The sequence below is a fragment of the Microbacterium sp. SL62 genome, assembly GCF_026672635.1.
Classification (GTDB): Bacteria; Actinomycetota; Actinomycetes; order Actinomycetales; family Microbacteriaceae; genus Microbacterium; species Microbacterium testaceum_A.
On sequence record NZ_JAPPRM010000001.1, the window covers coordinates 2,276,975 to 2,289,095 of the forward strand.

A 12,121-nucleotide genomic window follows, 5' to 3' on the forward strand; every position below is an offset into this window, starting at 1 on the left:
CGACGTGAGACGGCCTCGGGTCACCAGTCGATGGCGCGCGTCTGCCCGATCAGGCACCCGCCGGACGACAGGCCGGGCAGCACCGCGGTGACGGGGTTGCCGATCGAGGGGCCGACCTGACCCACCAGGCACTGATCGCCGATGCGGACGGAGAACTCGATGCTCTCGGCGGGGTTGTCGACCGTGGTCCGGTCGGGCGTCACCTGCATCGCGGCCTTGTCGAAGCCCGCGGCGGCGAGAGCGTCGATGTAGGCGCGACCGGCCACCTGATCGGGGCCCGACCAGACCCCCGAGACGACCTGGGTGAAGAACGGCAGGTTCTGCGCCGCGGTCCCCCCGGGTACGAGCGCGGGAGCGGCCGGCGTTGTCGGCGTGGACGTGGACGACGGTGAGGCCGACACCGACGGTGTGGCGGAATCGACAGGGCCGGGAGCGGGCGACTCGCCGGTGCATCCGGCGAAGCCCAGCACCGCGACGAGGGTCAGGGCGGCGAGGGGACGACCGAGGAGGCGGGACACGCGTCCGAGTCTACGGACCCCTCCGCCCCACCCCGCTCCGGACGACGCGATCGCCCGCGCCGCGACCGTCCCCCGCGCCGCCGTGAACCCCCGACTCAGAACGGACCGGCCGCGTCTTCGTCCGACGACGATCCCCCGCTGCCCCCGGCGCTCGCGCCGACCATCTCGACGTCACCGGCGAGCCCCTCCGACGCCCCGGGGAGCGCCCATTGCTCGTCCGCCTCCGGCCCCGCCGCCTCTGAGGCCGCGACGCTCGCGGCGTCCGGCGACCGCGCCGCCTTCTCGAAGCGCGTGGTGCCCCACCGCAGGTCGTGGCCGATGGCGTCGGCGACGACGTCGGCGCTCACCCCGCGTTTGACGTCGTTCTCCCACTCGCGCAGCCGCAGACGGCCGGTCAGGACGACCCGCTGGCCCTTCCGCAGGGAGTGCAGCGCGTGAGCCCCGAGGTCTCCGAACGCCGAGACGTTGTAGTAGTTCGTGTGCCCGTCCACCCACTCTCCGCGCTCGCGATCGAGTCTGCGCTCGCCGACGGCGATCCGGAAGGCCGCGATCGGCCCGCCTCCGCGCGTGGCGCGTTGCTCCAGCTCGCCGACGATGTTGCCCACCAGGGTGATGTGATCGCTCATATCCGTTGTTCCTCTCGACGTGGTGTGCGCTCCGGCATCCGTGTGCCCGACGGATGCCGGAGCCACGCTCAGAATGACCGGATCGACGCGTACGCCGCGGGTCGATCCGGCCGTTCCGTGGATGGTTCGGACGATCAGGCGCCTGGGGAGGACGGACCCCGGGGACGACCGGCGTCGATGTCGGAGGTTGGTTCTACCGTCATCCCATGAGCACCGCACTGTGGAACGACCTCGCTCCGGCACCGCGTCCGGCCGGGTGGGGAGCGGCGACGCACGTCGCCGCGGGCCTGTGGCGCATCGCCGATCCGCGCGGCATCGTGGTCGGTCATATCCGTGCGATCTCCGCCGACGGGGGGTGGCGTTACGCCGCCGAGCGGTTCCACTCCGCCTCCGGCAGCTTCCGTCGCCTCGGCGAGTTCTGGTCGTCCGCCGACGCCGTCGAGTGTTTGCGGTACCTCCGGTAGAAGCGTGCGGCGCTCGGCATCCGGTCTCCCGGTGCGGTCGGGCTGTGCTCAGACGACGGTGGTGAAGTCCGTTCGAGAAGGGATCGCGCTTCCGCCGCGCACGTCGTCCCACGCTGAGCGCAGAATGCCGACCGCCCGCCGCAGCGTCGACGGCGACGCGGTGAACGGCACGCGCAGACGACGGTCGTGGCCGCCCTCCACGGCGAATCGCGATCCGGCGGAGAGGGCGAGCCCTCGTGCCCGCGCCGACATCACCAACGGCGTGCTCAGCGGCTCGCCGATCCCCACCCAGAGCGACACACCGCCGTGCACCTCGGGCACGTCCCACTCCGGAAACAGTCGCCTCAGCTCCTCGACCAGGCTGTCGCGACCCGCACGCAGCAAGGTGCCGCGCTGCGCGGCGATCTCGTCGAGTCGCGGGATGAGGCGCGCCGCGATGGCCTGCTCGAGCTCGGGAGTCCCCAGATCGTGCACGGGTCGACCGCTGGCTAGGCGCCGCACGATGTCGGGCGCTGCGCGCACCCACCCGACGCGCAGTCCACCCCACACCGTCTTGCCGAGGGAGCCGACGCGGATCACGCGCTCATCCTCGGGAAATGCCGCCGACTGCGATCGCCGATCGATGTCGAGCTGTGCGGTGGTCTCATCGAGGACCAGGAGAGTCCCGACCGAGCGCGCGCCCACGACGAAGGCATCCGTCTCGTCCGCGGTCATGGTGCGTCCCGTCGGGTTGTGGAAGTCGGGCATCAGGTACGCCAGCGAGGGCAGCGCCCTCGCGAACGTCTGCTCCGCGCGCTCGAGGTCCCATCCGTGGGCGGAGTCGACCGGCACGCCCACCAGGCGTGCCCCGACCCGACGGAACGCATCCGCCGCGTGAGGGTAGGTGGGGGTCTCGATCATGACCCGGTCGGCGCGGTGCAGGAGTACCGAGGCGATCAGGTGGATCGCGCTCTGCGCCCCCGTCGTCACGAGGATCTGGTCGGTGGAGGTGGCGAGACCTCTCGCGCGGTAGTGCTCGGCGATCGCGGTACGCAGGCCCACATCGCCGACGACGTCGTATCCGATCCGCGCGACGAGTGCCGGAGCGTCCTGGATGACCTCCGCCATGATCCCCGGAAGCCCGGGCCAGGCCGCGGGGCTCGCCTGCTGCAGATCGATCGTCTCGGCGTCCGGTTCGTGCCGGCCCGGGTCGGTCCGACGCAGGGGCAGGGTGACGCTCCCGCTCCCGCGCAGGCTCTCGATGTGTCCGGTGTCGCGCAGGCTCTGGTAGGCGGCGGCGACGGTGGTGCGACTCACTCCCAGAATCGCCGCCAGCTCACGCTCGGCGGGGAGGGCCGTGGCCGGAGCGAGGCGATTGTCCAAGCAGAGAAGGCGGACGCCGTCGGCGAGTGCCTCGTAGGCGGGGCCGTTTCCCCGCCAGCCACCGAGAGAGGCGGCGAGGGTGCGGGCCGATACGCGCGAGTCCATGCGGCCACCGTAGTCGAATTGGCATCGTGCCCCAAAGCCAATCCCGTGATTGGATCGCCACATGTCTTCTCGGATCCTGCGCCTCTTCTTCGGACTCGTGCTCTACGGCTTCGGCTGCGCCGTCACCGTGGCGGCCGGCCTGGGAGTCGACCCGTGGACGGTCTTCGCGCAGGGACTTTCGCGCGTGACGGGGATCGGCATCGGTTGGATCACCAACATCGTCGGCCTGGGCGTGCTGCTGCTGTGGATCCCCCTGCGCCAGAAGCCGGGGGTGGGAACCGTGGCGAACATCCTGCTCGTCGGCACGAGCCTCCAGCTCTCGCTCGGGCTGCTCCCCCACCCCGACACCTTCTGGCTGCAAGCCCTCATGCTCGTCGCCGGCGTGGTGCTGGTGGCCGTGGCATCCGGGCTCTACATCGGAGCGCACTTCGGCCCCGGCCCGCGCGACGGCCTCATGACCGGAATGCACGCGTGCTTCGGCTGGCCGATCTGGGCGTGCCGCCTCGGCGTCGAGGGGTCGGTGCTCGTCCTCGGGTGGCTGCTCGGCGGCACCGTCGGCATCGGGACCGTCGTCTTCGCGCTGGGGATCGGGCCGTTGGTCCACCTCGCCCTGCCGCTGCTGGCCACTCCGAAGCCCGCGGCGCCCGCGCGGACGATGGCATCCGCCTGAGACACCGCGGTGGGGCGGCTCCCGCGCACCGGGAGCCGCCCCACCGTTCAGTGCTCGCGGAACTCGGGCCGCTCGCTGCCGGGCTTGAGGTGCGAGTGCACGGCGTTCTTGGCGATCTCCATGGAGGGGTACACGCCCAGGGGCTCGTCCTTGCCGGCCATGTGAACGCGGTAGCCGTCGCTGTCTTTCTGGATCTTCCCGACGACGCCGTTCGGACCGTAGGCCACCCAGATGCGTCGCGTCGCAGTCTCGGACATGAGTGCTCCTTTGCTCTCTTTCGCCGGAATGTACAGCCGCCGCGGCAGATGTGCCAGGGGCTGGCGCGGCGGGAACGCCTCGGGCGATATCCTGAGATCGACCCCCAGTAGCTCAGTGGATAGAGCAGCGGCCTTCTAATCCGCCGGTCACACGTTCGAATCGTGTCTGGGGGACCAGAGCCGGTGTCGGCACCCCTCACTAGGATGTGGGGATGGTAAACGCCTCCGAGAACGACCGGCTCGTCTGGATCGACTGCGAGATGACCGGGCTCGACCTGGCCGTCGACGAGCTCGTCGAGATCGCCGTCGTCATCACCGATTTCGAGCTCAACGTGCTCGACCCCGGTTTCCAGATCGTGATCAAGCCCGACGCCTCGGCCCTCGCCAACATGGGCGAGTTCGTCACCGAGATGCACCGCTCCTCGGGTCTGCTCGACGAGATCCCGAACGGGGTGAGCCTTGCGGATGCCGAGTTCCAGACCCTCGAGTACATCCAGCGGTTTGCGCCCGTCGAGGGCAAGGCTCCTCTCGCCGGCAACACGATCGGCACCGACCGCATGTTCCTGGCGAAGTACATGCCGCGCGTCGACCGCTGGCTCCACTACCGCAACGTCGACGTGTCGAGCATCAAGGAGCTCTCGCGTCGCTGGTATCCGCGCGCCTACTTCCAGGCCCCGGCGAAGAACGGCGGACACCGCGCGCTCGCCGACATCCGCGAATCGATCCGCGAGCTCGCCTACTACCGCGCCGCGGTGTTCGTGCCCCAGCCGGGCCCGACGAGCGACGAGGCGAAGGCCGTCTCGGCCTCGGCCGTGTCGTCGTTCACGCTCGACGTATGACATAATCGTTCAGTTGTCTGCTGCGGCAGACACATGGTGGCTATAGCTCAGTCGGTAGAGCACCGCGTTGTGGTCGCGGGGGTCGCGGGTTCAAGTCCCGTTAGCCACCCCAACGACGAAGGCCCGGTCGAGCATCGCTCGCCGGGCCTTCGTCATTCGCGACCGGCGCTCCCCCGCGCCGTAGAATCGACACGGAACGTCGGCGTGATCTGTCGGCATCCGATGGACGGCTCGAGACCCCCGGGAGGCCCGCCGTGAACGACCGCGTCGACGCGCGCCCGGCCCTCGAGATGGATGCGTCTGCGTTCGAAGAACTGGTCGTCGACGAGCTGGATCAGCTCCCCGACGACATGGTGGACGGTCTCGATAACGTCGTCTTCGTCGTCGAGGACCGCCCCGAGGACGGGTCCCTGGATCTCCTCGGGCTGTACGACGGCTGGGCGTTGACGGAACGAGAGCGCTACGGCGTCGGCGAGCTCCCCGATCGCATCATCGTGTACCGGGAGCCGCACCTCGCCGCCTGCCACGACGAGACCGAACTGCGTGACGAGATCCACACGACGCTCGTCCACGAGATCGCTCACTTCTACGGCATCGACGACGAACGCCTCCACGAGCTGGGGTGGGCGTGATGGCGGGCGTGGCGAGTCCCGACCTCGATCTCGACGTCGACCTCGAGACCGATCTGACGGCGGCTCCGCCGGCGTCGTGGCAGACCGTGGTGTGGAACGACCCCGTGAACCTCATGAGTTACGTCACCCACATCTTCCGCACCTACTTCGGCTACGACGCCGCGACCGCGAACCGGCTGATGCTCGCCGTGCACCACGACGGCCACGCCGTGGTGGCCCGAGGGCCACGCGAAGTCATGGAAGCCCACGTGCAGGCGATGCACGACTTCGGCCTCTGGGCCACCGTCAGGAAGGACCCCGCGTGAGCGAGCGCGTCGTCGTGCTGGAGATCAGCGGCCTCGAGGCCCTGCATCTGGCCGGCATCGTGGGACAGTTCCGCGATCTGCTGGCGGACTCCCGCGCGGGCGAGGACCCGGCGGTGGAACGCCTGCTCCCGGATGCCTACCCCGACGACGCAGCTGCCAGTCGGGAGTTCCGGCGTCTGACCGGCGGGGACCTCCTCGAGCGTCGGTCGCAGGACGTCGCCACGGTTCTTCACACCCTCGGCCTCGACGGTGCGGACCTCGACCCCGAGAGCGATCCCGATGCGACGATCGCCGTCGCCCTCGGTGAGACCGAGGCCCTGGCGTGGATGCGCACGCTCTCGGCGCTGCGACTGGTTATGGCGACCCGTCTCGGCATCCAGAACGACGACGATCACGATCCCGAAGACCCGCGCTACGGCGTGTACGACTGGATCGGCTATCGCCTCGACGGTCTCGTCGCAACTCTCGATCGCGCGTGAGCGGCGTCGTCGACGTACCTTACGGGACGGAGACGACCAGATCGGCCAGCCGTTCCGGATGGTGCGCCTCGAGATGCCGGTCCTCCTGCGCGGCCCAGCGGTCCCAATGCGGACGGTAGGTGTCGCCGTCGCGGTCGAGGGCGCGCGCCTTGCGGGACGCCAACGGAGCCTCGACCCACACCGACACGTCGGCGAGTCGCGCGACCTCAGGGGTGAGAAGTCCCGATCCTTCGACCACCAGCGGCAGCGAGGGGTCGACGGCGTATGCCTCGGCTCGCGCGCTCGCTTCCCAGTCCCACCGCTCCCAGACGCCGATCAGCCCCCGCGCGTGCGGTGAGAGGATGACCCGCCGGGCGTAGTCGACGCCGTCGGCGAGGCCGTCCCAGCCGGGGTAGACGTCGTCGAGGGCGACGAGTTGCACGCGTCCGTGGCCCGGCCATGCCGCGACCAGGCGTCGAGCGAAGGAGCTCTTCCCCGCGCCACTACGCCCGTCGAGGGCGACGACGGGGTTCGCGGCGCCGACCGCGACGACGCGCGCCGACACCGCGGCAACAGCCGCAGTGAGGGCGTCGGCGACCGGGTCCGCGTTACTTCTTGAGGGCGCGGATGACACGGCTGAGGGCGCGACCGGCCACCCACACGAACGGGATGCCGACGGCGAGCAACGCGACGAGGTTCGGGTCGAACCGCAGATCGTCACCACGGCGGATGTAGGCGCCGAGGGGCAGCGTGTAGCCACCGCCCCCGCCGCCACCGTTGCCCTGCTCGTCGGAGCCGCCGCCGTACCCGGCCCAGGTGAGGGCGACGGGGATCATCTTGACGCCGTTCACGTCCTGCTGCTCCCCGTAGGCGGAGGTGACGCCGAAGCTGGTGGCCTGCTTGCCGAGTTCCAAAGCGATGTTGGGCATGGCTCCACCGTAGCGGCCCGGCCTCGGACCATCGAGGGGCGTTGCGCGACCGGGACCGGCGTGTCAGTGGTCGTACGACGGCCGTGGGTTCGTGGGCAGGGCTCCCCCACCGCGCGACGGCCCGAGCAGCGATCCACGGGTGACGGCCCCTCGGCCGAAGCGAGTGGTGGCGTCGTCGAGCGCTCCCTCGACGCGGCGCCATTCGGCGTCGTCATCCCACAGGGTGGCCGCGATCGCCGCCGGCTTGAGCTTCTCGCCCCGCACGCCGACCAGGCGAACGGCCTGGCGTCGATCGATCCCGTCGAACAGCTCGATGGCCGCGTCGCCGATGCGCTGGCCGACCGAGGTCGGTTCGGGCAGCGTGCGCGAACGGCTGAGCGTGGTGAAGTCGGAGAAGCGCACCTTGATCGAGATCGTCGACGCCTCGTACTGCTGCGCGCGCAGGCGCGCTCCCACGCGATCGGCGAGGCGGCGGAGCTCGACGTGCAGCGTGCGGGTGTCGGAGATGTCGGTGTGGAACGTCTCTTCATGACCGACGCTCTTCTCGGAGCGCCCCGTGTGTACCTCGCGGGCGTCGATGCCGCGTGACAGATGCCAGATGCGCTCGCCCATTGCGGGACCGAGCACCCGCTCGAGCGCAGGCCGCGGGGTGTCGAGGATGTCGGAGATGAGCCGGATGCCGCGAGACTCGAGCGCCTCGGCGGCCTTGGGACCCACTCCCCACAGCGCCCGCACCGAACGCGGGCGAAGGAACGCCTCGGTGTCGGCCTCGGCCACCACGAGCAGCCCGTCGGGCTTGGAGATCGTGGAGGCCATCTTTGCGACGTGCTTGGTCGCGGCGACTCCGATGCTGCAGGTCAGCCCGGTCTCGGCCTTCACCCGAGCCCTCAGGTCCCGCGCGATCGTGCCGGGGCTCCCCCACAGCCGCCGCGCACCGCGGACGTCGAGGAACGCCTCGTCGATCGAGAGGGGTTCGACCAGCGGGGTGACGTCGTGGAAGATCGCCATGACCTGCCGCGACATCTCGGTGTAGCGGTGGTAGGGCGGGTTGACGACGATCGCGGTCGGGCACATCCGCAGGGCGATCGCGACCGGCATCGCCGACTTCACGCCGTAGCGGCGGGCCTCGTACGAAGCGCTCGAGACGACGCCGCGCCCCTCGGACCCGCCGATGATGAGCGGCTTGCCCGCGAGAGAGGGATCGTCGAGCACGGCCACCGAGGCGAAGAAGGCGTCCATGTCGACGTGCAGGATGCCCGTGCCCGTGTCATCGGCGTCGGGGCGCGAGACGATGCGCCCCGTTCCGTCACCTCGTCCCATGGCATCCATTCTCCCCCGGACCTCCGACATCGGTCCTCGGCGCCCGCGCGAGGTCAGCGATCCGCGCATCCTCGACCGTCGTCTCGCGAATCTCGCGTCAACCGCCGAGGCTGTGTACACGCCCCGGGCCGGGAACGACGGATGCCACGGCCCCACCCCTCGCGGGGCGCGGTGCCGTGGCATCCGGTGTCGATTACAGAGCGGCGGCGCGCTCCAGCACGAGTTCGCGCACGCGCGCGGCGTCGGCCTGGCCCTTCATCGCCTTCATGACCGCGCCGATGACGGCGCCGGCGGCCTGCACCTTGCCGTCGCGGATCTTGGCGAGCACGTCGGGCTGGGCGACGAGGGCCTCGTCGATCGCGGCGATGAGCGCCCCGTCGTCCGAGACCACGGCGAGACCCCGGGCGTCGACGACCTCTTGCGGGGTGCCCTCTCCGGCGATGACGCCCTCGAGCACCTGGCGCGCGAGCTTGTCGGTGAGGGTGCCGGCGTCGATCAGCTTCTGCAGAGCGGCGACGTTCTCGGGAGAGACAAGGTCGGCCGCGTCGCGCTCCTGCGCGTTCGCGACGCGGGTGATCTCACCCGTCCACCACTTGCGAGCCGAGGCGGGAGCGGCTCCCGCGGCGATCGTGTCGGCCACCGCGTCGAGCAGGCCGCCGTTGGCGACGTCCTGGAACTCGAGATCGGTGAAGCCCCACTCGCCCTTGAGCCGACGACGACGGGCCGCGGGCGGCTCGGGGAGCGCGGCGCGCAGCTCCTCAATCAGCTCGGGCGCGGGCACCACCGGCAGCAGGTCGGGCTCGGGGAAGTAACGGTAGTCGTCGGCATCCGACTTCGGGCGCCCCGGAGACGTGCGACCGGTGTCCTCGTGCCAGTGACGGGTCTCTTGCGTGATGGTCCCGCCCTTGGCGAGGATCGCGGCCTGACGCTGGATCTCGTAGCGCACCGCACGCTCGACCGAACGCATCGAGTTGACGTTCTTGGTCTCGGTGCGGGTGCCGAGCTTCTCCTGGCCGCGCGGGCGCAGCGAGACGTTGGCGTCGCAGCGGAGGTTTCCGCGCTCGAGCTTGGCCTCCGAGATTCCGAGGCCGCGCACGATGTCGCGGATCGTCGCGACGTAGGCCTTCGCCAGTGCAGGCGCCGAGTGCTCGGCACCGAAGATCGGCTTCGTGACGATCTCGACGAGCGGGACGCCGGCGCGGTTGTAGTCGACCAGCGAGTACTCCGCACCCTGGATGCGACCGGTCGCCCCGCCCATGTGGGTGAGCTTGCCGGCGTCTTCTTCCATGTGCGCGCGCTCGATCGGCACGGTCACGATGGTGCCGTCCTCGAGCTCGACCTCGACCGAGCCCTCGAAGGCGATCGGCTCGTCGTACTGCGAGATCTGGTAGTTCTTGCCGAGGTCGGGGTAGAAGTAGTTCTTCCGCGCGAAACGGCTGGACGGGGCGATCGAGCAACCGAGGGCGAGGCCCAGGCTGATCGACGACCGGATGGCCTCGGCGTTCACCACCGGCAGAGCGCCCGGAAGGCCCATGTCGACCGGGGCGACGAGCGTGTTCGGCTCGGCACCGTGGTGGGCCTCGTTGGCGGGGTTGGGCGCGGCCGAGAACATCTTGGTCGCGGTGTTGAGCTCGACGTGCACCTCAAAACCGAGGACGGGCTCGAACATCTCGAGCGCCTCGTCGAAGTCCATCAGGGCATCTTTCGCCATCAGAGCGACGCTCCGTTCGTGAGAGAGGGGGCCTTGTCGAGCAGCGGGGCACCCCACTGGTCGACGAGCAGCGCTTCGAGGGCCGCACCGACACGGTAGAGGCGGGCGTCCTCGCGAGCGGGGGCGAGGAATTGGATGCCGACGGGCAGGCCGTCCTCTGCGGCGAGACCGCTCGGCACCGAGATGCCGGGCACGCCCGCGAGGTTCGCGGGGATCGTGGTGACGTCGTTGAGATACATCTGCAGCGGGTCGTCGATCTTCTCGCCGAGGCGGAAGGCCGTAGTCGGCGCGGACGGCGTCGCAATGACGTCGACCTGCGAGAACGCGGCGTCGAAATCGTGCTGGATGAGCGTGCGGACCTTCTGCGCGCTGCCGTAGTAGGCGTCGTAGTATCCGGCCGAGAGGGCGTAGGTGCCGAGGATGATGCGGCGCTTGACCTCGGGGCCGAAGCCCGCGTCGCGCGTGGCGGCCATGACGTTCTCGACGGTGGCGGCGCCCTGCGGGTTCACGCGCATGCCGAAGCGCACCGAGTCGAACTTCGCGAGGTTGCTCGAGGCCTCGGCGGGGAGGATCAGGTAGTACGCGGCGACGCCGTACTCGAAGTGCGGGGCGCTGATCTCGACGATCTCGGCGCCCTGCGCCTCCATGGCCGCCAGCGACGCGCGGAACGAGTCCGACACGCCCTTCTGGAAGCCGCGGTCGTCGAGCTCGCGGATGACGCCGATCTTGAGGCCCTTCAGGACCTCGCCGGTCGCACCCTCGCGAGCCGCGGCAGCGAACGAGGGCCACGCGTCGGACAGCGAGGTCGAGTCGTTCGCGTCGTGTCCGCCGATGACGTCGTGGAGCAGGCCCGCGTCGAGCACGGTGCGGGTGACCGGGCCGACCTGATCGAGGCTGGATGCCAGGGCGATCGCGCCGTAACGGCTCACTCCACCGTAGGTGGGCTTGACGCCGACCGTGCCGGTGACGTGCGCGGGCTGACGGATCGAGCCGCCCGTGTCGGAGCCGAGGGCCAGCGGCGCCTCGAAGGCCGCGACGGCCGCAGCCGACCCGCCTCCCGAGCCGCCGGGGATGCGGTCGAGGTCCCACGGGTTGCGGGTGGGGCCGTACGCCGAGAACTCGGTGGAGGAGCCCATCGCGAACTCGTCCATGTTGGTCTTGCCGAGCGGCACCAGGCCCGCGGCGCGCGAGCGCGCGACGACCGTGGCGTCGTAGGGCGACATGTAGCCCTCGAGGATCTTCGATCCGCTCGTGGAGGGCATGTCGGTGGTGACGAGCACGTCCTTGACCGCGAGCGGAACGCCGGCGAGTTCGTGCAGCTGCTCGCCCGCCGCGCGGCGGCGGTCGATGTCGGCCGCGACCTCGAGGGCGTGGTCGCTCACGTGCAGGAACGCGTGCACGTCGCCGTCGACGGCCGCGATGCGGTCGAGGTGGGCCTGCGTGGCCTCGACGCTCGACACCTCTTTGCTCGAGAGCGCGGAGGCCAGGTCGGCGGCGGTGAGGCGGGTCAGATCGGTCATCGTCCCTGCTCCTTGGTCGCGTCGGAGGTGGAGACTCCCCGGAAATCGGTCGGCACGGTGCGCATCACTGCTCTTCTCCCAGGATCGCGGTCACGCGGAATCGGCCGTCGGCCTGGTCGGGGGCGTTCTGCAGCACCTGCTCGCGCGTGAGCTGCTGCTGCACGACGTCGGGGCGGAAGACGTTCTCGAGCGGGATCGGGTGGCTCGTGGCGACGACCTCGGGGGTCGCCACCTCGGACACCTTCGCGATGTTGTCGACGATGGCATCCAGCTGGCCGGTGAGGCTTTGGACCTCCTCGTCGCTCAACTGGATCCGGGCGAGCACACCGAGATGGCGCACGAGATCAGGAGTGATTTCAGACACCCCGCAAGTCTAGTTCGCGCGCGGTCCTGTCCCCGCCGAGC

16 protein-coding genes and 2 tRNA genes are annotated in these 12,121 nt (G+C 70.3%); 8 read left to right on the top strand and 10 right to left on the bottom strand.

The genetic code is table 11. From position 1 onward, the window contains the following. Positions 1-20: 20 nt before the first annotated feature. Positions 21-518 (bottom strand): DUF6993 domain-containing protein, encoded by a 498-nt coding sequence (locus tag OVA26_RS10895; protein WP_268104094.1) that lies wholly within the window; start codon positions 516-518, stop codon positions 21-23. 95 nt (positions 519-613) lie between these two features. Then, the gene (locus OVA26_RS10900; RefSeq protein ID WP_074695077.1) at positions 614-1,144 is read right to left on the bottom strand and encodes a single-stranded DNA-binding protein; all 531 of its coding nucleotides are present in this window, start codon (positions 1,142-1,144) and stop codon (positions 614-616) included. Positions 1,145-1,350: 206 nt separating this feature from the next. On the opposite strand from OVA26_RS10900, the gene OVA26_RS10905 reads away from it, so the two are divergent. After that, positions 1,351-1,608 (top strand): hypothetical protein, encoded by a 258-nt coding sequence (locus tag OVA26_RS10905; protein WP_056230983.1) that lies wholly within the window; start codon positions 1,351-1,353, stop codon positions 1,606-1,608. 48 nt (positions 1,609-1,656) lie between these two features. On the opposite strand, the gene yczR is transcribed toward OVA26_RS10905, so the two are convergent. Further along, the gene (yczR, locus tag OVA26_RS10910) at positions 1,657-3,075 is read right to left on the bottom strand and encodes a MocR-like transcription factor YczR (protein WP_268104095.1); all 1,419 of its coding nucleotides are present in this window, start codon (positions 3,073-3,075) and stop codon (positions 1,657-1,659) included. 61 nt (positions 3,076-3,136) lie between these two features. On the opposite strand from yczR, the gene yczE reads away from it, so the two are divergent. Continuing rightward, positions 3,137-3,745, top strand: coding sequence for a membrane protein YczE (yczE, locus tag OVA26_RS10915; protein WP_268104096.1), 609 nt, complete (start codon positions 3,137-3,139; stop codon positions 3,743-3,745). Positions 3,746-3,792: 47 nt separating this feature from the next. Here the strand turns inward: yczE and OVA26_RS10920 are convergent, their stop codons facing one another. Continuing rightward, the gene (locus OVA26_RS10920; protein ID WP_056230976.1) at positions 3,793-4,002 is read right to left on the bottom strand and encodes a hypothetical protein; all 210 of its coding nucleotides are present in this window, start codon (positions 4,000-4,002) and stop codon (positions 3,793-3,795) included. Positions 4,003-4,103: 101 nt separating this feature from the next. Between OVA26_RS10920 and OVA26_RS10925 the strand changes: the two genes are divergently transcribed. The 6 genes from OVA26_RS10925 (at position 4,104) to OVA26_RS10950 (ending at position 6,257) form a co-directional block, all read left to right on the top strand. After that, positions 4,104-4,179: transfer RNA gene (locus OVA26_RS10925), tRNA-Arg, on the top strand. A gap of 35 nt (positions 4,180-4,214) precedes the next feature. After that, on the top strand, positions 4,215-4,841 hold the full coding sequence (orn, locus tag OVA26_RS10930) for an oligoribonuclease (RefSeq protein ID WP_056230973.1): 627 nt from the start codon (positions 4,215-4,217) through the stop codon (positions 4,839-4,841). Between the two features lie 36 nt (positions 4,842-4,877). Next, positions 4,878-4,953 (top strand) — tRNA-His (locus tag OVA26_RS10935). Between the two features lie 178 nt (positions 4,954-5,131). Next, complete coding sequence (locus OVA26_RS10940) at positions 5,132-5,473, top strand: metallopeptidase family protein (protein WP_268104915.1); 342 nt, start codon at positions 5,132-5,134, stop codon at positions 5,471-5,473. Further along, a complete protein-coding gene (clpS, locus tag OVA26_RS10945; protein ID WP_143017876.1) occupies positions 5,473-5,778 on the top strand; it encodes an ATP-dependent Clp protease adapter ClpS in 306 nt (101 codons plus the stop codon). Before OVA26_RS10940 ends, clpS begins: the two co-directional genes overlap by 1 nt. Beyond that, a complete protein-coding gene (locus OVA26_RS10950) occupies positions 5,775-6,257 on the top strand; it encodes a DUF2017 family protein (RefSeq protein ID WP_074695080.1) in 483 nt (160 codons plus the stop codon). The genes clpS and OVA26_RS10950 overlap by 4 nt, the downstream gene beginning before the upstream one ends. 19 nt (positions 6,258-6,276) lie before the next feature. On the opposite strand, the gene OVA26_RS10955 is transcribed toward OVA26_RS10950, so the two are convergent. The 6 genes from OVA26_RS10955 to gatC form a co-directional block, all read right to left on the bottom strand. Further along, a complete protein-coding gene (locus OVA26_RS10955; RefSeq protein WP_268104097.1) occupies positions 6,277-6,870 on the bottom strand; it encodes a hypothetical protein in 594 nt (197 codons plus the stop codon). Continuing rightward, complete coding sequence (locus tag OVA26_RS10960) at positions 6,845-7,165, bottom strand: hypothetical protein (protein WP_056230965.1); 321 nt, start codon at positions 7,163-7,165, stop codon at positions 6,845-6,847. The genes OVA26_RS10955 and OVA26_RS10960 overlap by 26 nt, the downstream gene beginning before the upstream one ends. Positions 7,166-7,228: 63 nt before the next feature. Beyond that, positions 7,229-8,485, bottom strand: a complete 1,257-nt coding sequence (locus OVA26_RS10965; RefSeq protein WP_268104098.1) for a DNA polymerase IV — start codon at positions 8,483-8,485, stop codon at positions 7,229-7,231. A 193-nt stretch (positions 8,486-8,678) separates the two neighbouring features. Then, complete coding sequence (gatB, locus tag OVA26_RS10970) at positions 8,679-10,196, bottom strand: Asp-tRNA(Asn)/Glu-tRNA(Gln) amidotransferase subunit GatB (protein ID WP_268104099.1); 1,518 nt, start codon at positions 10,194-10,196, stop codon at positions 8,679-8,681. Further along, positions 10,196-11,716 (bottom strand): Asp-tRNA(Asn)/Glu-tRNA(Gln) amidotransferase subunit GatA, encoded by a 1,521-nt coding sequence (gatA, locus tag OVA26_RS10975; RefSeq protein ID WP_056230957.1) that lies wholly within the window; start codon positions 11,714-11,716, stop codon positions 10,196-10,198. The genes gatB and gatA overlap by 1 nt, the downstream gene beginning before the upstream one ends. A 64-nt stretch (positions 11,717-11,780) precedes the next feature. Next, on the bottom strand, positions 11,781-12,080 hold the full coding sequence (gatC, locus tag OVA26_RS10980; RefSeq protein ID WP_056230955.1) for an Asp-tRNA(Asn)/Glu-tRNA(Gln) amidotransferase subunit GatC: 300 nt from the start codon (positions 12,078-12,080) through the stop codon (positions 11,781-11,783). Positions 12,081-12,121: the final 41 nt, after the last annotated feature.